This is a genomic window from Actinomadura meyerae (assembly GCF_900188445.1).
GTDB lineage: Bacteria > Actinomycetota > Actinomycetes > Streptosporangiales > Streptosporangiaceae > Spirillospora > Spirillospora meyerae.
This window is the reverse complement of the sequence record NZ_FZOR01000006.1, coordinates 43,341-62,684: the sequence shown is the minus strand read 5'-3', so window position 1 is coordinate 62,684 and position 19,344 is coordinate 43,341. Positions and strand designations below refer to the sequence as shown.

Annotated in this window: 18 protein-coding genes; 12 read left to right on the top strand and 6 right to left on the bottom strand. The window is 74.5% G+C overall.

All coding sequences use genetic code 11. The annotated features are described in order from the left end of the window. Positions 1-54 precede the first annotated feature (54 nt). From CHF16_RS08660 to CHF16_RS08645, 4 genes are all read left to right on the top strand, one after another. The gene (locus CHF16_RS08660; protein ID WP_089325409.1) at positions 55-720 is read left to right on the top strand and encodes a TetR/AcrR family transcriptional regulator; all 666 of its coding nucleotides are present in this window, start codon (positions 55-57) and stop codon (positions 718-720) included. Beyond that, positions 717-1,625 carry an ABC transporter ATP-binding protein gene (locus tag CHF16_RS08655; protein WP_089325408.1) on the top strand — a complete coding sequence of 303 codons (909 nt, stop codon included), beginning with the start codon at positions 717-719 and terminating at the stop codon, positions 1,623-1,625. The genes CHF16_RS08660 and CHF16_RS08655 overlap by 4 nt, the downstream gene beginning before the upstream one ends. Next, a complete protein-coding gene (locus tag CHF16_RS08650; RefSeq protein ID WP_218826594.1) occupies positions 1,622-3,274 on the top strand; it encodes an ABC transporter permease in 1,653 nt (550 codons plus the stop codon). The genes CHF16_RS08655 and CHF16_RS08650 overlap by 4 nt, the downstream gene beginning before the upstream one ends. A gap of 112 nt (positions 3,275-3,386) precedes the next feature. Then, on the top strand, positions 3,387-3,989 hold the full coding sequence (locus tag CHF16_RS08645; RefSeq protein ID WP_245868295.1) for an LOG family protein: 603 nt from the start codon (positions 3,387-3,389) through the stop codon (positions 3,987-3,989). Between the two features lie 42 nt (positions 3,990-4,031). Here CHF16_RS08645 and CHF16_RS08640 read toward each other — a convergent pair whose 3' ends face one another. Next, complete coding sequence (locus tag CHF16_RS08640) at positions 4,032-5,840, bottom strand: thiamine pyrophosphate-requiring protein (RefSeq protein ID WP_089325407.1); 1,809 nt, start codon at positions 5,838-5,840, stop codon at positions 4,032-4,034. 67 nt (positions 5,841-5,907) lie between these two features. After that, complete coding sequence (locus CHF16_RS08635; RefSeq protein WP_089325406.1) at positions 5,908-6,933, bottom strand: SDR family oxidoreductase; 1,026 nt, start codon at positions 6,931-6,933, stop codon at positions 5,908-5,910. A 114-nt stretch (positions 6,934-7,047) separates the two neighbouring features. Here CHF16_RS08635 and CHF16_RS08630 point away from each other — a divergent pair, with 114 nt between their 5' ends. The 5 genes from CHF16_RS08630 to CHF16_RS08610 all read left to right on the top strand — a co-directional run bounded on the left by CHF16_RS08630 (position 7,048) and on the right by CHF16_RS08610 (position 12,860). Next, a complete protein-coding gene (locus tag CHF16_RS08630) occupies positions 7,048-7,521 on the top strand; it encodes a CBS domain-containing protein (RefSeq protein WP_089325405.1) in 474 nt (157 codons plus the stop codon). 62 nt (positions 7,522-7,583) lie between these two features. Then, positions 7,584-8,486, top strand: a complete 903-nt coding sequence (locus CHF16_RS08625; protein ID WP_089325404.1) for an inositol monophosphatase family protein — start codon at positions 7,584-7,586, stop codon at positions 8,484-8,486. 113 nt (positions 8,487-8,599) lie between these two features. Further along, the gene (locus tag CHF16_RS08620) at positions 8,600-9,499 is read left to right on the top strand and encodes a TIM barrel protein (protein ID WP_089325403.1); all 900 of its coding nucleotides are present in this window, start codon (positions 8,600-8,602) and stop codon (positions 9,497-9,499) included. Between the two features lie 14 nt (positions 9,500-9,513). Beyond that, on the top strand, positions 9,514-11,400 hold the full coding sequence (iolD, locus tag CHF16_RS08615; protein ID WP_245868294.1) for a 3D-(3,5/4)-trihydroxycyclohexane-1,2-dione acylhydrolase (decyclizing): 1,887 nt from the start codon (positions 9,514-9,516) through the stop codon (positions 11,398-11,400). Between the two features lie 143 nt (positions 11,401-11,543). After that, positions 11,544-12,860, top strand: coding sequence for an alkaline phosphatase PhoX (locus tag CHF16_RS08610; protein ID WP_179271442.1), 1,317 nt, complete (start codon positions 11,544-11,546; stop codon positions 12,858-12,860). Between the two features lie 62 nt (positions 12,861-12,922). On the opposite strand, the gene CHF16_RS08605 is transcribed toward CHF16_RS08610, so the two are convergent. Beyond that, positions 12,923-13,240, bottom strand: a complete 318-nt coding sequence (locus tag CHF16_RS08605) for a hypothetical protein (RefSeq protein ID WP_089325400.1) — start codon at positions 13,238-13,240, stop codon at positions 12,923-12,925. A gap of 69 nt (positions 13,241-13,309) precedes the next feature. Between CHF16_RS08605 and CHF16_RS08600 the strand changes: the two genes are divergently transcribed. From CHF16_RS08600 to CHF16_RS08590, 3 genes are read left to right on the top strand one after another with little or no spacing between them, the layout of a single operon-like run. Beyond that, positions 13,310-13,819, top strand: coding sequence for a hypothetical protein (locus tag CHF16_RS08600; protein ID WP_089325399.1), 510 nt, complete (start codon positions 13,310-13,312; stop codon positions 13,817-13,819). Continuing rightward, complete coding sequence (locus CHF16_RS08595) at positions 13,816-14,244, top strand: SRPBCC family protein (protein WP_089325398.1); 429 nt, start codon at positions 13,816-13,818, stop codon at positions 14,242-14,244. Before CHF16_RS08600 ends, CHF16_RS08595 begins: the two co-directional genes overlap by 4 nt. A 14-nt stretch (positions 14,245-14,258) precedes the next feature. Further along, a complete protein-coding gene (locus CHF16_RS08590; protein WP_089325397.1) occupies positions 14,259-14,834 on the top strand; it encodes a DNA-3-methyladenine glycosylase I in 576 nt (191 codons plus the stop codon). Positions 14,835-14,931: 97 nt separating this feature from the next. Here the strand turns inward: CHF16_RS08590 and CHF16_RS08585 are convergent, their stop codons facing one another. The 3 genes from CHF16_RS08585 to CHF16_RS08575 form a co-directional block, all read right to left on the bottom strand. Beyond that, positions 14,932-17,520, bottom strand: a complete 2,589-nt coding sequence (locus CHF16_RS08585; RefSeq protein WP_089325396.1) for an FtsX-like permease family protein — start codon at positions 17,518-17,520, stop codon at positions 14,932-14,934. Positions 17,521-17,524: 4 nt separating this feature from the next. Next, positions 17,525-18,289 (bottom strand): ABC transporter ATP-binding protein, encoded by a 765-nt coding sequence (locus CHF16_RS08580; RefSeq protein ID WP_089325395.1) that lies wholly within the window; start codon positions 18,287-18,289, stop codon positions 17,525-17,527. Positions 18,290-18,387: 98 nt separating this feature from the next. Beyond that, positions 18,388-19,173: an enoyl-CoA hydratase-related protein gene (locus CHF16_RS08575; RefSeq protein WP_089325394.1), complete on the bottom strand. Its 786-nt coding sequence runs from the start codon at positions 19,171-19,173 to the stop codon at positions 18,388-18,390. Positions 19,174-19,344: the final 171 nt, after the last annotated feature.

Genomic DNA, 19,344 nt, shown 5'->3' with positions numbered 1-19,344 from the left:
GGGAGTACAGTGTACATCCGTACAGGCCACTGAACATTTGTACAGGGGGTGGGGATGGCGGCCGAGCGAGCCGACGACCTGACCGGACGCGCCCGCATCCGGGACGCCGCACTGCTGGAGTTCGCCGAGCACGGGGTGAAGGGCGCGACGATCCGCGGCATCGCCAGGGCGGCCGGGGTCTCGCCGGCGCTGGTGCAGCACCACTTCGGCACGAAGGAGGCGCTGCGCCGGGAGTGCGACGAGTACGCGCTCGCGGCCGTCCGCGAGATCAAGGAGGAGTCGCTGAGCGGGGGGATGGGCGACCCCGCGTTCCTGGCGCTCGCGATGCGCACGGCCCTGCCCATCCAGCGCTACTTCGCCCGGGCTCTGACCGACGGGTCGCCGGCGGCGGTCGTGCTGTTCGACGAGACCGTCGCCTATACGGAGGAGGTCCTCGGGCAGGGCAGGCCGGGGCTGTCCGCGCCCAAGACAGAGGACCTCCATGCCTACGCGGCCGTCATGACGACCATGACGTTCGGCCTCATGACCCTGCACGAGCACATCTCCCGCGCCCTCGGCGCCAGCACGCTCACCTCCGAGGGCTACTCCCGGATGGCGCTCGCGATGATCGACCTCTTCGACGACCGGCTGCTGGAGCCGGAGCTGGTCGAGCAGGCGCGCGCCTCCCTGAAGACGATGCTCGCCGCCGGCGGGCAGCCTCCCGACAAGGAGAACAGGTGACCGCGAACACGCCCCCGATAGCCGTCTCCGGCCTGGTCAAGAACTTCGGCCGGACGCGCGCGCTGGACGGTCTCGACCTGACCGTCCGGCCCGGTGAGGTGCACGGCTTCCTCGGCCCGAACGGCGCGGGGAAGTCGACCACGATCAGGGTCCTGCTCGGCCTGCTGCGCGCCGACGCGGGCACCGTCCGGCTCCTCGGCGGCGACCCGTGGCGGGACGCGACCGAGCTGCACCGCCGCATCGCCTACGTCCCCGGCGACGTGACGCTGTGGCCGAACCTGTCCGGCGGCGAGGTCATCGACCTGCTCGGCCGGATGCGCGGCGGCACCGACCCGAGCCGCAAGGCCGAGCTGCTCGACCGGTTCGAGCTGGACCCGCGCAAGAAGGGCCGCGCCTACTCCAAGGGCAACCGGCAGAAGGTCGGCCTCGTCGCCGCGCTCGCGTCCGACGCCGAGCTGCTGCTGCTGGACGAGCCGACCTCCGGCCTCGACCCGCTGATGGAGGAGGTCTTCCAGGAGTGCGTCCGCGAGGAGCGGCGCGCCGGCCGGACCGTCCTGCTGTCCAGCCACATCCTGTCCGAGGTCGAGGCGCTCTGCGACCGCGTGACGATCATCCGGAACGGCACCGCGGTGGAGACCGGCACGCTGGACGAGCTGCGGCACCTGACCCGCACCTCGATCCGCGCGGAGCTGGCGGCGCCGCTGGACGGGCAGCCGCTGCCGGGCGCGCACGGCCTGCGGGCCGAGGGCGCCACCGTCACGTTCGAGGTCGACACCCCGCAGCTCGACGCCGCGCTGCGCGCGCTCACCGAGATCGGCGTCCGCAGCCTGGTCAGCCGGCCGCCGACGCTGGAGGAGCTGTTCCTGCGGCACTACAAGGACGAACTCCAGGAGGCCGTGCGATGAGCGCCGCGAACCCCGGGGCGGCCGCCCCGCACGGGTCGCGCACGGCGCCGCTGACCGGGACGTGGGGGCTGATGCGCCTGATCCTGCGCCGCGACCGGTTCCTGCTGCCCGCCTGGGTGTTCTGGATCGCCGTCATCCCGCTCAGCCTCGTCGGCGCCACCGACGCCCTCTACCCGGAGGCCGCCGACCGGCTCCAGTACGCGCAGACCACCGGGACCAACCCGACCTTCCTCGCCCTGTACGGGCCGATGTACGGCACCGACCTCGGCAGCATCATCGCGCAGCGGGCCGGGTTCGTCCCGGTGGTGATCGGGCTGATCAGCGCGCTCACCGTCATCCGGCACACCCGCGCCGAGGAGGAGGCGGGCCGCCGCGAGCTGCTCGGCGCCACCGTCACCGGGCGGGGCGCCGGGCTGGCCGCCGCGCTGCTGGTGACGATGGCGGCGAACCTCGTCCTCGGCGCCCTGCTCGCCGCCGGGCTCACCGCGCAGGGCCTGCCCGCCGCGGGGTCGCTGGCCTTCGGCCTGCAGATGGCCGCCGCGGGCTGCGTGTTCGCGGCCGTCGCGGGCGTCACCGCGCAGCTCAGCGAGAGCGCGGGCGCCGCCCGGGGGACGGCGCTCGCCGCGCTCGGCACGGCGTTCGCGGTCCGGATGGCCGCCGACGTCGGCGGCGCGGGCAACGCGCTGACCTGGCTCGGCTGGCTGTCCCCGCTCGGCTGGACCGGCCGCGTCCGCGCCTACGGCGACGAGCGCTGGTGGACGCTCGCGCTGGCCGTCGCGTTCGCCGCGCTGCTGGTGGCCGCCGCCGGCGCGCTGTCGGCCCGCCGGGACGTGGGCGCGGGCGTGCTGCCGCCGCGGCTCGGCAGGTCGGACGCCCCGGCGCGGCTGTCCGGGCCGGTCGGGCTCGCCTGGCGGTTGCAGAGCCGCGCCCTCTACGGCTGGCTCGCCGGCTTCCTCGCGCTCGGCGTCGTCTACGGCGCCGTCGCGGGCGGGGTGGGGGAGATGGCGGACGACAACCCCGACGTCGCGAAGATCTTCACCAGGCTCGGCGGGAAGAGCGGCATCATGGACGCCTACTTCGCGTCCGTCATGGGGATGCTCGGCGTGTTCGCCGCCGCCTACGCGGTGTCGGCCACGCTGCGGCTGCGCACCGAGGAGAGCGGGCAGCGCGCCGAACCGCTGCTCGCCACCGCGACGGGCCGGCTGCGCTGGGCGGCGAGCCACCTGCTGTTCGCGCTGCTCGGCCCGGCCGCCGGGATGGCCGTCGCCGGGCTGTCCGCGGGGGTGGCGCACGGCCTGGACACCGGCGACCCGGGCCGCGAGGTGCCGCGCGTCCTCGGCGCCGCGATGGCGCAGCTGCCCGCCGTCTGGCTGGTCGCCGCGCTCGCGCTCGCGCTGTTCGGGCTGGTCCCCGGGCTGACGGCGGCCGGTGCCTGGACCGCCATCGCCGCCTGCGCGATGGTGACGCTCTTCGGCGCGGCGCTCGACCTCGACCAGTGGGCGCTGGACGTCTCACCGTTCACCCACATCCCGAAGCTGCCCGGAGCGTCATTCGAGGCGACGCCCCTGCTGTGGCTCGTCGCGCTCGCCGCCGTGCTCGCGGCGGCCGGCCTGGCCGGGTTCCGCCGCAGGGACCTCGCCACAAGCTGAGCCGGGCCGGTGGTGAGCTGGGACGGCGGTGGGCCGTGGCGGCTGTGAGCCGGGCCGGGGGTGCGCCGAAATGGTGGTGAGCCGTGACGGGGGTGAGCCGTAACATGGCCCGGTGACCACACCGAAACCCCTCGCCGTCTGCGTGTTCTGCTCGTCCAGCGGGAAGATCGACCGCCGCTACGTCGATCTCGCCGCCGAGACCGGCACCGAGCTGGCCCGCCGCGGCCACAGCCTCGTCAGCGGCGGCGCCCAGGTGTCGTGCATGGGCGCCGTCGCCCGCGCCGCGCGGGCCGGCGGCGCCCGCACCGTCGGGGTGATCCCCGAGGGCCTGGTCAGCGTCGAGATCTCCGACGAGGACAACGACGAGCTGATCGTCACGCCCGACATGCGCACCCGCAAGGGCGAGATGGACCGGCGCAGCGACGCGTTCCTCGTCCTGCCCGGCGGCATCGGCACGCTGGAGGAGCTGTTCGAGGTGTGGACGGCCCGGGTCCTCGCGATGCACGACAAGCCCGTCGTCATCCTCGACCCGACCGGCCTGTACGACCCGCTGCGCGAGCTGATGGTGAGCCTCACCGAGCAGGGCTTCGCCCGCCCGAAGATCTGGGACGCCGTCGGCTGGGCGGGCTCCGTCCCCGAGGCGTTCGACCTCCTGGAGCGGGCGCAGCCCCGCATCGAGTTCTCCCCGGAGGACTACGCCGAGGCCGAACTCTGAGCCGCCGCCGCGCCCGGACGGCGGCTCAGGCCGCGGCCCGGGTCAGGAGTCGTGCTTGCGGCCCGGCATGCTCTCGTACATCTCGGTGAGCTTCTGCCGGAAGCCGCGGGCCGCCATGCCGATCTTCTGGGGGTCCCTGAGCCCGGCCTTGAGGGTCTTCTTCGCCTGGTCCTTCATGATGTGCGGCGGGATCGGGGCGATCTCGTCGTCCACCACGAACTCCAGCACCACGGGCCGGTCGCTCGCGAGCGCCTCCTTCCAGGCGCTGGTGACCTTGTCCGGCTCGTCGCAGTAGACGCCCTTCAGCCCGCACAGCTCGGCGTACTTCGCGTACGGGAAGTCCGGGATGCTCTGGGAGCCCTTGAACTTGGGGTCACCGCCCATCGCGCGCTGCTCCCAGGTGACCTGGTTGAGGTCCCGGTTGTTGAACACGGCGAAGACGAGCGGCGGGGAGCCCCCGAGGCGGTCGGCGTACCGCTTGACGGTGAGCATCTCGTTCATGCCGTTCATCTGGAACGCGCCGTCCCCGACGAAGCAGATGACCGGGCGGTCCGGGTAGGCGAACTTGGCCGCGATCGCGTACGGGACGCCGGGGCCCATTGTGGCCAGCGTGCCGGACAGCGACGCCCGCATCCCGTCGCGGACCTTGATGTGCCGGGCCCACCAGTTCGTCGCCGACCCCGAGTCGGCGGTGAGGATCGCGCCGTCCGGGAGCAGCGGCGACACCTCGTGCGCCACCGCCTGCGGGTTGACCTTGCCTTCGAAGCTCTGCCCGGCGCGCTTGGCCATCACCGCGTCCCAGGCGCGGACGTTCTCCTCGATCTGCTCGCGCCAGGACCGGTCCTCCTTGCGCTCCAGCAGGGGGATCAGCTCCCGCAGCGTCTCCTTGGCGTCCCCGACGAGGTGCGCGTCCATCGGGTAGCGGATGCCGATCATCCGGCCGTCGATGTCGATCTCGACGCCCTTGCAGCTGCCCTCGTCCGGCAGCCACTCGGCGTACGGGAAGCTCGTGCCGATCATGAACAGGGTGTCGCAGTTCATGATCATCTCATCGCTGGCCTTGGAGCCGAGCAGGCCGATCGGCCCGGTGACGAACGGCAGGTCGTCCGGCAGCACCTCGCGGCCGAGCAGCGCCTTGGCGACCCCGGCGCCGAGCAGCTCGGCCGTCTCGACGAGCTCGGCCCGCGCGTCCGCGGCGCCCTGCCCGACCAGCATCGCGACCCGCTCGCCCTCGTTGAGGATCCGCGCCGCCTTCTGCAGCTCCTTCTTGTTCGGCAGGACGCGCGGCCGGCTCCACCCCACGCTGGAGTACACCGAGCCGTGCTCCTTGGGCGGCGACGGCACCGCCTCCGCCTCCTGGACGTCCTCCGGGACGATGATCGTGGCGACGCCCCGGGTCGTGAGCGCGGTCTTGAACGCGCGGTCGATCACGTGCCGCATCTGCCCCGGCGCCATGACGATCTGGCAGAACTCCGACACGTCGGAGAACAGGTTCTCCAGGTTCACCTCCTGCTGGTAGTGGGTGCCCTGGGCGAGCCGCTTCTGCTGCCCGACGATCGCGACGACCGGCTGGTGGTCCAGCTTGGCGTCGTACAGCCCGTTCAGCAGGTGGATCGCGCCCGGACCGGACGTCGCCGCGCACACGCCGACCTCGCCGGTGAACTTCGCGTGCGCGCACGCCATGAACGCGGCCATCTCCTCGTGCCGCGTCTGGATGAACTCGGGGCTGCCCTCCGCGCGGTCGAAGGCGCCGAGCATCCCGTTGATGCCGTCGCCCGGGTAGCCGTAGACCCGCTCCACGCCCCACTCGGTCAGCCGGTGGAGGACGTAGTCGGCCACTTGCTCCGCCATGCCTGTCTCCTCTCGCTCGTCGTGTGCGCCGGAGCGGCGCGGGTCAGCTGCGCCGTAGCGGCGCGGGTCAGCGCCGGAGCAGCCGCGCCGCGCCGGCCGCCGCGCCCGCGGCGGCCCCCGCCGCCGCGGCCCCCACCAGGTACTTGTGCTGCCCCGCCCACAGCTGGGGGCTCGTCCCGTGCGCCCGCTCGTCGAACCGGCCGTGGGCGCCGCGGTCCGTGCCCGGCGCGTCGTCCGCGGGCTCCCACAGGTTGGCCGGACGGTCCGGCCGGACGTCCTGGTCCGTCTGCTGGGAGGCGAAACCCGTCCGGGCGAGGTAGCGGTCCACCAGGCCCGCCACGACGCGGTTGGCGAGGATCGTGCCGACCGCGCTCGCGCCGACCCAGTACTCCCGGCGGGCGGGATGCTCGGCCGCGTACAGCAGCGCCTTCGCGGGGATCTCCGGCTGGTAGACCGGCGGGACGGGCTGCGGGCGCTTCGGCAGCCGGGACAGCACCCAGTCGAACTGCGGGGTGTTCACCCCCGGCAGCTGCACCATCGTCACCTTCACGCCGCTGTCCTCGTGCATGAGCTCCGTACGCAGCGACTCGGTGAACCCCTTGATGGCGTGCTTGGCGCCGCAGTAGGCGCTCTGCAGCGGGATGCCCCGGTAGGCCATCGCCGACCCGCACTGGACGATCACCCCGCGGCCGCGCGGCCTCATCCGCTCCAGCGCCGCCCGGGTGCCGTTGACGTAGCCGAGGTAGGTGACCGCGGTGGTGCGCTCGAACTCCGCCGGCTCGATCTCCCAGAACGGCGCGAGCACCGAGGAGAACGCGATGTTCACCCATACGTCGATCGGGCCGAGCTCCTCCTCGGCCCGCGCCGCGGCCTCCTCGACGCGCTCGCGGTCGGCCATGTCGACCGCGAGGGGGAGGGGGTGCCCGCCCGCCGCGGCCACGTCGGCGGCCGCGCCGTCCAGCCCCCGCTCGCCGCGCGCCAGCAGCGCGATCCGCGCGCCGCGCCGGGCGAACTCCCGCGCGGCGGCGCGGCCGATCCCGCCGGTGGCCCCGGTGAGCACGACGACGGCGTTCTCGCCGATCTTGTGTTTCATCTCATCCCCATAAGGGCGTTTTGTCAGGGCACAGGGACCCACTGCCCGTGACATGGGCGCTGTAACGCGCGCCGCGCCGCCGAGCGGCGGGCGGACCTCGGATACCGTCGTGGTGTGCGCGCCCGTGATCTCGCCATCGACTACCCGACCGTGACCAAGGACGACTCCGCGATGGACGCCGCCCGGCTCCTCGCGGCCCAGGGGCTGCCCGGCATCGTCGTGGTGGACGGGCGGCGCCGCGCGGTCGCGGTGCTCCCCGGCTCCCGGCTGGTGCGCCAGATCGTCCCGCCGCACGTGCGCGACGACGCCGCCCTCGCCCGCGTCTACGACGAGCGGCACGCCGACCGGCTGTGCGCGCCGCTCGCCGGGCGCACGGTCGCCGACCTCCTGGAGCCCGAGGGCGCTCCGCTGCCCGTCGTCGATCCGGGCGCCACCGTGATGGAGATCGCGAGCGTCATGGCGGGCGCCCGCAGCCCGCTGGTGGCGGTCTCCGACGACGAGCGGCACCCCGAGAAGGGCGCCGTGATCGGCGTCATCACCGCCGCCCACCTGCTGGAACGCGTCCTCCCCGCGGCCTTGGACGGCTGACCGGCCCGCACGGGCCCGGCACGGGACGCCGAACCGCTCACCAACGCCATCGGAGGAGACGCATGAACGTCGATGTCCCCGCGTCGCGGGAACTGGCCGGGATCGCCGAACTCGCCGCGCGGGCCACGGGGGACCGGCTGCGTACGGCGTTCCGCTCGCGTCCCGAGGTCGCCACCAAGAGCGACATGCACGACCCCGTCACCGAGCACGACCGGGCGGCGGAGGAGATCATCCGTGAGGTGCTCGCCAAGGAGACCCCGGGCAGCCTCGTCGTGGGCGAGGAGGGCGGCGCGCGCGCTTCGGACGGCGCGCAGGACGGCGGGCGGGACGGCGGGGAGGACGGCGGGGAGGACGGCGTCCGCTGGTACGTCGACCCCATCGACGGCACCGCCAACTTCGCGGTCGGCCTGCCGTTCTTCTGCGTTTCCATCGGTGCCGTCGCGGGCGGCGAGGTCGTCGCGGGGGCGGTGTACGACCCGGTGCGGGACGAGATGTTCAGCGCGTCGCTCGGCGGCGCGACCTGCGACGGCGAGCGGATCGAGAGCCGCGGCGCGGACCGCGACGCGACGGCCGTCCTCGCCACGTCCTACCCCAGCGCGCGCGAGCTGGAGCTCGGCCGGGACGAGGCGCTGCACCGCTTCGGCCGGATGGTCGACGCGTTCGCCACGCTGCGCCGCCCCGGCAGCGCCGCGCTGACCCTCGCGCACGTCGCCGCCGGCTGGACCGACGTCGCCTACGACCCGTCCATCAACGCCTGGGACATCGCCGCCGCGCTGCTGCTGGTCCGGCAGGCGGGCGGCACGTACCTGCCGCTCGGCGGCGAGCCCGGCGCGCCCGACCACGAGGCGCCCGGCTACCTGGCGCACGTCGGCGGGTTCGACCTCGCCGGCTCGGTCCTGAGCGAGGTGGCGGGCGCGGCGGCCCCGGGCGGCCGGCGCTCCGCGCGGGGGAGCGCCGACGAGTAGCCGGCGCCGCGGTACCCGCGGCGGTCACAATGCCCTGACAGATCGTTGACACGCCGTCCTGACCTTCAGCAGACTCGGCGGGGCCGGAGCGCGTCCCCGAAGAGGGTGAGCTGATGATCAAGGATCGTGTCGCCGGAGCCCCGATCTCGTGGGGGGTGTGCGAGGTGCCCGGCTGGGGCCACCAGCTCGCGCCCGCGCGGGTGCTCGCGGAGATGCGCGACCTCGGGCTGGCCGCCGCCGAGTTCGGGCCGGACGGCTTCCTGCCCGCCGGGGCCGCCGAGCGCGCGGCGCTGCTCGCCGGGTACGGGCTGCGCCCGGTGGGCGGGTTCGCGCCGGTCGTGCTGCACGATCCGGACCGCGACCCGCTCCCGGAGGTGCGGAGGATCCTGTCCGGCTTCGGCGCCGGGCCCGGAGCCGGCGTGGAACGCTCCAGTGAGCGCCTCACGCTGGTGCTGGCGGCCGTCACCGGCCTGGCCGGCTACGACGAGCGCCCCGCGCTCGACGCCGCCGGCTGGGCGGCGCTGCTCGGCAACCTCGACCGGATCGGGGCCGCCGCCGCCGGCGCCGGGGTCCGCGCGGTCCTGCACCCGCACGCCGGGACGATGGTGGAACGGTCCGACGAGGTCGCCCGCGTGCTCGACGGGTCGTCCATCCCGCTGTGCCTCGACACCGGGCATCTGGTCATCGGCGGCACCGACCCGGGTGGCCTCGCCGCGCGCGTCCCCCACCGGATCGCGCACGTCCACCTCAAGGACGTCGACGCCGCGCTCGCCGCCGCCGTCCGGACCGGCGCGACCGCCTACACCGACGCCGTCCGCGCCGGCATCTACCGCCCGCTCGGCGCGGGCGACATCGACATCGGCGGGATCGTCCGCTCCCTCGAGGGCGCCGGCTACGACGGCTGGTACGTGCTCGAACAGGACATGATCATCGACACGGAGCCCGCACCCGGCTCCGGCCCGGCCGCCGACGTCCGCGCCAGCGTCGACTTCCTCACGGCGCTCCGCGCATGACCGGAGGAGGGCATATGGGCACGAGACTCACCGTGGGCCAGGCGGTCGTCCGCTTCCTGGCGGCGCAGTACAGCGAGCGGGACGGCGAACGGCGGCGCTTCTTCGCCGGATGCTTCGGGATCTTCGGGCATGGCAACGTCGCCGGGCTCGGCCAGGCGCTGCTGGAGCACGCCGACGACCTCCCCTACTACATGGCCCGCAACGAGCAGGCGATGGTGCACACGGCGTCCGGCTACGCCCGGATGAACGACCGGCTGTCCACGTTCGCCTGCACGGCGTCCATCGGGCCCGGCGCGACCAACATGGTGACGGGTGCCGCGCTGGCGACCGTCAACCGGCTGCCGGTGCTGCTCCTGCCCGGCGACATCTTCGCGACCCGTCCCGCCAACCCCGTCCTGCAGGAGCTGGAGGACGCGCGGTCCTACGACGTGTCGGTCAACGACTGCTTCAAGCCGGTGTCGAAGTACTGGGACCGCGTGAACCGTCCCGAGCAGCTCCCGAGCGCGCTGCTCGCGGCCATGCGCGTCCTCACCGACCCGGCCGAGACCGGCGCCGTCACGCTCGCCCTGCCGCAGGACGTCCAGGCGGAGGCGTACGACTGGCCGGACGAGCTGTTCGCCCGCCGGGTGTGGCGCGTCCCGCGCCCCGTCCCCGAGCCGGCCGCGATCGAGGAGGCCGCCGCCGTGCTCCGCTCGGCCGAGCGCCCGCTCATCGTCGCGGGCGGCGGCGTGATCTACTCGCGGGCCACCGCCGGCCTGCGCGCCTTCGCCGAGCGGACGGGCATCCCCGTCGCCGAGACGCAGGCGGGCAAGGGCGCCCTGCCGTGGGACCACGAGTGCTCGGTCGGCGCGATCGGCGCGACCGGGACGGCGGCCGCGAACGCGCTCGCCCGCGAAGCCGACGCCGTCATCGGCATCGGCACCCGCTACAGCGACTTCACCACCGCCTCGCACAGCCTTTTCGCGGACCCGGGCGTCCGGTTCGTCAACATCAACGTCGCGCGTCCCGACGCCCTCAAGCTCGCCGGGATACCGGTCGTCGCCGACGCCGGGGAGGCGATCGGCGCGCTCGACGCGGCGCTCGACGGCCACTCCGTGCCGGACGCGTACCGCGCCAGGGCCCGGGAACTCGCCGGGCGGTGGAACGCCGTCGTCGACAGGGCGTTCGGCGACGGGGCGTTCGGCGACGGGGCGTTCGGCGAGCGCCGCGGCGGCCCGCCCGCGCAGGCCGCGGTCATCGGGGTCGTCAACGAGGTGTCCGGCCCCCGCGACGTGGTCGTCTGCGCGGCCGGGTCCATGCCCGGCGACCTGCACAAGCTGTGGCGCACGCGGGACCCCAAGGGCTACCACGTCGAGTACGGCTACTCCTGCATGGGCTACGAGATCGCCGGCGGCCTCGGCGTGAAGATGGCCGCCCCCGACCGCGAGGTGTTCGTCCTCGTCGGCGACGGCTCGTACCTGATGATGGCGCAGGAGCTGGCCACGGCCGTCGCCGAGGGAGTCAAGCTCGTCGTCGTCCTGGTCGAGAACCGCGGCTACGCCTCCATCGGGAACCTGTCCGAGAGCGTCGGCGCCGATCGGTTCGGCACCCGCTACCGGGTTCGCACCGGCACCGGGCTGGACGGCGGCGTCCTGCCCGTCGACCTCGCCGCGAACGCCGCCAGCCTCGGCGCCGACGTGCTCCGCGCCGAGGGCGTCGACGGGTTCCGGGACGCCCTGCGCGCGGCGGTCGCGTCGCCGCGCACGACCGTCGTCCACATCGAGACCGACCCGCTCGCCCCCGCCCCGGACAGCGAGGCGTGGTGGGACGTCCCCGTCGCCGAGGTCTCCGCGCGGGAGTCCACCGCACGGGCCCGCGCCCGCTACGACGACGACAAGAAGACCCAGCGCCACCACCTGTGATCCTTCAGTGATCTCCGGGCCGCGCACGGCCCCGCGACCGGAGAGTGCCCTGGGGCTTCGCCGGACGGCCGACGGCCGTTCACCGGCGGTTCAGGGGCGGCGGCCAGGCTCCCGCGTGATCCCCACACGTGAAGGAGTCCCCCATGTCCGTCACCCGTCGCGGAGTCGTCAAGGGCGGCGCGGCCGGCGCGCTGTCCATCGCCCTCGCCGGAAGCCTGGACGGAATCTTCCAGACCTCCGCGGGCGCCGACACCGGCGAGGCGTTCGGCTACGGCCCGCTCGTCCCCGACCCCAAGGGCATCCTGGACCTGCCCAGAGGCTTCCACTACAAGGAGCTGTCGGTGGAAGGCGACCCCATCTCCGAGGGCGTCGTGGTCCCCGGACACCACGACGGGATGGCCACCTTCCCCGGCAGCCGGCACGGCCGCACCCGGCTGGTGCGCAACCACGAGCAGGGCACCAACGGCACCCGCGCGGTCGGCCGCCCCGAGCTGACCTACGACCCGGCCGTCAACGGCGGCACGACCACCCTGGAGGTCGACAGCCGCGGCAACCTGCTGTCGCAGTACGTCTCCCTCGCCGGGACGGCGGTGAACTGCGCCGGCGGACGCACCCCCTGGGGCACCTGGCTGACCTGCGAGGAGACCGAGGGCGTCGGCGGCGAGACCAAGAGCCACGGCTGGGTGTTCGAGGTCGACCCGGAGGGCCGCCGCACCGAGCCCGTCCCGCTGACCGGCCTCGGCCGCTTCGCGCACGAGGCCGTCGCCGTCGACCCGCACACCCTCACCGCCTACCTCACCGAGGACGCGTCCGGGCCGTTCGGACTGTTCTACCGGTTCCGGCCCCGCGCCCACCGCGGCGGCTACCACGCCTACCTGCGGGGCGGGAAGCTGGAGGCGATGAACGTCCGCGGCGTCGAGGACCTGTCCCTCGTCACCGAGCCCGGCACCCGGCTGCGGGTCGAGTGGCTGGACGTCCCGGACCCGTCGGCGAAGAAGACCTCCGTCCGCAGGCAGTTCGACACCGTCACCCGCAGCCAGAAGCTCGAAGGCTGCTGGTGGGGGCACGGGAAGGCGTACTTCGTCGCGAGCTTCTCGAACACCGGCGACGGCGCCGCCCGCGACCACGCCGGGCAGGTCTGGACCTACGACCCGCGCCGCGACACGATCGAGCTCCAGCTGATCTTCAAGCCGGGCGGCCGGTTCGACGGCCCGGACAACATCACCGTCTCCCCGTACGGCGGCGGCGTGATCCTGGCCGAGGACGGCGACGGCGAGCAGTACCTCGTCGGCACCACCCGCAAGAACAAGCCGTTCGCCATGGCCCGCAACGCCCTCAACGGCAGCGAGTTCACCGGTGTCACGTTCTCCCCGGACGGCCGCACCCTGTTCGCCAACCGCCAGTCGGACCCGGGCGCGACCTACGCCATCACCGGCCCCTGGCACCGGCTCCGCGGCTAGGCACCGGTTGGGCACCGGTTGGGCACCGGTTGGGCATCGGCGCCGGGAACGGGCCGCCGGGATCAGGCGAGGCCCCGGCGGGCCACCGCCGGGGGGCGGGTGCCCTCGATGGACGCGACCATGTCCAGGACCTGGCGCATCCCGTCCGCCTGGGACTCCGGCACCCGGAACCACACCGCGCCCAGCCACGCGTAGACGGACGCCGCGGCGAGCAGCCCGGGATCGGGCTCCCGCGCGTCCGTCTCCAGCGTCACGAGCACGGCGCCTCCGGAGGCGGCGAGCCGCTCCACCCGGCTCGCGGGGGGCGCCGTACCCGCGTCCACCGCACCGTCGGGAACCGGTGCGCCGGGTGGAAGGACCATCCGCCGTTGCATGCTCATACCGCCAAGCGTGGCACGATCGGAGTCCGGGGAACGTCTCTCACAGGGACGCAGGCAGATCGGAGCGTGATGGTCACCGTGGTGCTCGTCCTGGCCGGCCTGGCCGTGCTGGGCGCCGTCGTCGCCCTCGCCATGGGGCGGGGCGGCGAACTCGCCGAGACCCATCCGGACTATCCGCCGCTCCGGGTGGGCACCGACGGGCGCCCCATCCTCCCGGAGGGCTCCCGGCTCAGGTTTCCCGCGACGATCTGGGGCTACCAGATGCAGGTGACGGACGAGGCCGTCCACCGCCTCACCGAGGCCCTGCGCGAGCGCGACGCCCGCGTGGCCGACCTCGAACGCCAGCTCGGCGACCTGCGGCGGCGGACGGGCGGGGACACCCCGGCGATCGGCGCCCTGCACGGTCTGGAGGAGCCCGGCGGGCAGGTCGTCCTCCGCAAGGACGACCCGCCGGAGAGGGAGAACCCGCCGGAGAAGCAGACCGTGCCGGAGAAGCAGACCGTGCCGGAGAAGCAGACCGTGCCCGCCGAGAAGGGGGCCGCGCCCGCCGAGGACGAACCGGGGGAGGAGCACCGATGAGCCGAGTCGCCGTCCACGCCGAGGCGGTGTCCGCCGCGCCGCCCGAGCGGGTCTTCGAGATCCTCGTCGACTGGCCGCGGCACGCCGACTGGATGCCGTTCACCACCGCCGAGGGCGGCACGAAGCCCGGTGACGAGATCAGGGCGCGGACGGGCGTCGGCCCGGTCGGGTTCGTCGACACGATGGTCATCACCGACTGGCAGGACGGCCGGCGGGTCGCCGTCCGGCACACCGGCCGCGTCGTGCGCGGCGAGGCGTGGTTCAAGGTCGTTCCTGAGGGGACGGGCAGCCGCGTCGTCTGGGCCGAGCGCATCGACCTGCCCCTCGGCCCGCTCGGCCGCGCCGGATGGCTCGTCGCGGGCCCGGTCGTCAAGGCGTTCCTCGGCCTCGGGCTCCGCCGCCTCGCCGTCCTGTCGGAGGCGTGAGGTAGAACGGGCGGGTGAGCACCGCGATCATCGGCGAGGACGGGCTGGGCCGCTGCCCGTGGGGGCTGTCGACGCCCGACTACGTCGCCTACCACGACCACGAGTGGGGCCGTCCCGTCCGCGACGACCGGGGCCTGTACGAGAGGCTCTGCCTGGAGGCGTTCCAGTCGGGCCTGTCGTGGCTGACCATCCTGCGCAAGCGCGAGAACTTCCGGGCCGCGTTCTGCGGCTTCGACCTCGAGAAGGTCGCCGGGTTCGGCCCGGACGACGTCGAGCGCCTGATGGGCGACGCCTCCATCGTCCGGAACCGGGCGAAGATCGAGGCGGCGGTGGGCAACGCCCGCGCCGCGCTCGACCTCCCCGGCGGCCTGGCCGCGGCGGCCTGGCGCTACGCCGACCCCGCGTCCCCGGCCTACACCGACACGGCCGACGTCCCCGCCTTCACCGACGCCTCGAAGGCGCTCTCCAAGGAGCTGAAGAAGCACGGCTTTCGCTTCGTCGGCCCCACCACCGCCTACGCCCTGATGCAGGCGTGCGGTCTCGTGGACGACCACCTCACCGGCTGCCACCGGCACGGCGCGTACCGGTAGCCCGCCCCGGCTCGGCCCGACCCCGGCGCGCTCCGTCTCCGGCGCGCTCCGTCTCCGGCGCGCTCCGTCTCCGGCGCGCTCCGGCCCCAGGCCCCCGCTACTCCGACTTCGCGGCCTCCAGCACGGGGACGCCGGCGGCCCGGCGGGCCGGGAGCGCGGACGTCGCCAGGGCGACCGCCGCCGCACCGGCGATGACGGCCGGGAACAGCCACCACGGCGGGTCCGGCGACAGGAACGAGCTGCCCGTCGCGACGTGCATCAGGAACACGCTGCCGAGCGCCGTCCCGACGCCGAGCAGGCCGCCGAGCAGCACGACGGTCGCGGCCTCCCAGCGGACGATCGCCCTGATCTGGTCGACCGTCGCGCCGACCGCGCCGAGCAGCCCGAACTCGCGGGTCCGCTCCCCGACGCTCATCGAGACCGTCGTCGCCATCCCGAACACGGCGAGGACGAGCGCCATCCCGATGAACCCGTAGAAGACCTTCAGCCCGCTCGTCATCGCGCTCTTGGCCGTGTCGACGTAGGCGCCCTTGCCGAGGACCTCGACGCCGGGCGTGTCCGCGAACGCGCGGGCGAGGTCCCGCTCGGAGCCGCCCCGCGCGAGGACGACCTGGGCGGGCGCGTCGGGATCGAGCCGGTCCATGGTCGCCGCCGACACCAGCGCCTGGTCGGCGAACAGGTGCGACGGGTCGTGGTAGGCGGCGGCGACCGTCAGCGGCACGCGGCCCTCCGCCCCGCGCACGACGATCTTCTGGCCCTTCCTGATCTTCTGGCCCTCCATCACGGCGGAGGTCAGGGCGATCTCGCCGTCCCCGAGCCGGGGCGGCCGCCCGCCGAGCCGCAGCACCTGCGGCAGCGCCGCCTGGTCGGCGCCCGTCACCGCCAGGTAGACGGGCTCGGGCGGCTCCTCGGGCGACGGCCGCTTCGGCGGCGGCGAGACGAGCTTGATCTCCGACACCGTCAGCGCCGCGGCGGCTGTCACGCCGGGCACGGCGGCGGCCTTGGCCGCCGCGTCGCGCGGCAGCGGCGCCGGGCCGGCGGACGTCACGTCCGTCGCGGCGATCGCGTGCTCGGCCCGCATCACCTGCTCGCCGGTCTCGGCGAACCGCGCGTTCACCGACACGACGGTCAGCGCGGTGGTGCCGACCAGCGCCACGCCCACCATCAGCGACGACGCGGCCGACGACACCCGGCGCGGGCTGCGGGTGATGGTGGCGCGGGCGAGCCGCCCGGCCTCCCCGCTGGCGGCCGTCCCGATCCGGCCGACGAGGCCGCCCAGCGGGCCGACGAAGAACGGGGCGAGGACGGCGAGCGCCGCGACCGTCGTCATGCAGCCCATCAGGACCATCACGCAGATGCCGACCGTGCGGTCCGGGCCGGGCGGCTCCTCGTACCTGATCCCGAAGACGCCGCCGAAGAAGATCCACGCGACCGCGAACACGGCGAGGGCGCCGAGCACCCGGGGCCGGCGGCGGGCGGCCGTGCCGTCGCCGCTCGCCGCCCGGATCGCCTGCATGGGGGAGATCCGCGCGGCGCGGCGCGCGGCCCGCCAGGCGGCGAGCTGGGTGACGACGACCCCCGCCGCGGCAGGGACCGCGAGCGCGATCCACCCGTACTGCGCGTCGGCCGCGGTGATGTCGAAGCCGTCCGCGGCGAACAGCCGGGTGAGCAGCGCCGACACCGGGTAGCCGAGCAGCACCCCGGCGGCCGACCCGACGGCGCCGAGCGCCAGGGCCTCCCACCGGATGAGCCGCTTGATCTGGCGCGGCGTCGCGCCGATCGCGCTGAGCAGCGCCAGCCGGCGGGTCCGCTGCCGCACCAGCGTGCCGAACGTGTTGGCCACGACGAACAGCCCGACGAACACCGCGACGCACGCCAGCATGCCGATGGCGCCGCCGATCGACGCGCCCGCCGCCTGGAGGTCGGCCGACTGGGCGTCGCGCACGTCCGCGGCGGTGCGGACGGTGACGTCCTGCCCGAGGGCGCGGGCCAGGTCCCCGCGGAGCTTCTCCGGCGCGACGCCCGCCGCGGCCTTCACCCACACGCCCTGCCAGGTCCCGGCGGGAAGGCCCGCCGCGGCCTGGACGGTCGCGGGCGGCGCCAGCAGCAGGTCGCCGCTCGCGACGGAGCTGTGGTCCTGCACGGTGACGATCCCGACGAGCTTCAGGGTGCGGCTCTCCTTCGGCAGCAGCACCCGCACCGGGTCGCCCACGTCGAGCTTCCCGGCCCGCGCCACATGCCGGGTCACGGCGATCTCGCCGTCCGCGGCGGGCGCCCGGCCCGACTCCAGGTGGTACGGGTTGAGCCGCGCGTCGGACGTCCAGGGCCGCAGCGTCATCCCGGCCCCGGCGGGCGGCAGGACCGCCTTGCCGCCCGACCCGTGCGCGGTCACCGGGACCATCGCGTCCCCGGCCGCCGCCGCCACGCCCGGACGGCCCGAGACCGCGCTCAGCGCGACCCGGCCGTCCGGGGTGGCGTACGGGTCGTCGGTGTCCACCGACCCGCCGAGGACGAGCACGTCGGACCGGGCGTACTCGCTGGCGTCACTGCCCGACACGGCCTCCTGGGCCCGCAGCGTGAACTGCAGCGAGCCCGCGATCAGCCCGATCGAGAACGCCGCCGCCAGCAGCGTCGCCGCCAGGCGCATCCAGCCCTCGGCGAAGGAGCGGCGCGCGATCAGCCACACCGCGCTAGCCCTCCATCCGGCGCATGACGTCGTGCACCTGGTCGATGGTGGGGGAGTGCAGCTCGCGCACGATCGCCCCGTCGGCGAGGAACAGCACCCGGTCGGCGTGCGCGGCGGCCCCCGGGTCGTGCGTCACCATGATCACCGTCTGGCCGTAGGCGTCCACCGCGCGGCGCAGGAACCCCAGCACCTCCGCGCCCGCGCGGGAGTCGAGGTTGCCGGTCGGCTCGTCGGCGAACAGCACCTCCGGCCGGGTCAGCAGCGCCCGCGCCACCGCGACCCGCTGCTGCTGCCCGCCGGACAGCTCGCTCGGCCGGTGCGCGAGGCGCCCCCGCAGCCCCAGCGCGTCCACGATCGTGTCGAACCACTCCCGGTCGGCGCCCCGGTTCCCGAGCCGCCCGGTCAGCCGGATGTTCTCCTCGGCCGTCAGCATCGGCAGCAGGTTGAACGACTGGAACACGAACCCGAGCCGGTCCCGGCGCAGCTTCGTCAGCGCGGTCCGGGACAGCTTCGTGATGTCCACGTCCCCGATCAGCACCGAGCCGGAGGTGGCCGTGTCGAGCCCGGCCAGGCAGTGCAGGAACGTCGACTTGCCGGAGCCGGACGGACCCATGATCGCGGTGAACCGGCCGCGCGGGAACTCGGCCGAGACGCCGCGCAGCGCGGTCACCGCGTGCTCGCCCGCCCCGTAGGACTTGACGAGGTCGCGGGCCACGGCGGCATGGTCGTGGAGCCGGTCGACAGGGGTTGCGACGGATGTCTTGGTCATGCCGTCAAGACAACCGCCGCCGCCCCCCGGGGCACATTGGCGGAGGCTCCCCACTCGATGCTGGGGAAAGCCCTACCTTCAGTGGCCGCGACCCGCCTTCAGCGGCCTTCGAACTCCGGCTGCTGCTTCTTCAGGAACGCCTCGGTGGCGTTGCGGTGGTCGGCGGTCTCGGCGCACTCGTCCTGCAGTTCCGCCTCCCGCTCCAGCGCGGACGCCAGGTCGTGGGTCGCCGCGTGGTCGAGCGCCGCCTTCACCGCGCCGTAGGCGACCGTCGGGCCGGCCGCGAGCCGCCGCGCCAGCTCCACCGCCGCCGGGGCCAGCTCGTCCGCCGGGACGACCCGGTTCACCAGGCCGAGCTCCAGCGCCCGCTCCGCCTTCACGGGCTCGCCGAGCAGCAGCAGCTCGGCCGCCTTCGCCTTGCCGACGAGGCGCTGCAGCGTCCACGACATGCCGCTGTCGGGCGCGAGGCCGATCCCGGTGAACGCGGTCGCGAAGCGGGCCTTGTCGGACGCGACGATCAGATCGCACGCGAACGCCAGCGACGCGCCCGCGCCCGCCGCGACGCCGTTCACCGCCGCCACCACGGGTTTGCGCATCCCGGCGAGCGCCAGCACGATCGGGTTGTAGTGCTCGCGGACGGTGCCGTCCAGCCCCTTGCCCGCCGCGAGGTTGTCGGCGTGCTCCCGCAGGTCCTGCCCCGCGCAGAAGGCCCTCCCCGCGCCGGTCAGCACCACCGCGCGGGCCTCCTGGTCGGCGGCCGCGCGCACCACCGCCGCCCGCAGCCGCTCCTTCATCTCGGTCGTCAGCGAGTTCATCCCGTCGGGGCGGTTGAGTGTGATGGTCCCCACACCGTCGGTCACGTCGTACAGCACGGTCTCAGACATCGGCGTCCTCCCGGTTCTCCCGCAGATCTTCCCATCTTCCGATCTGGAGGCTGATCGTTACCACTTCGCGCCCGGAAGACGAGATAATGGACCACTACTGATGACGCGGATGCGACACGCGGCCACGCGGCCAACGGTGTGCGAGGCCGCGGCCCTGACGCAGGAAGGGGA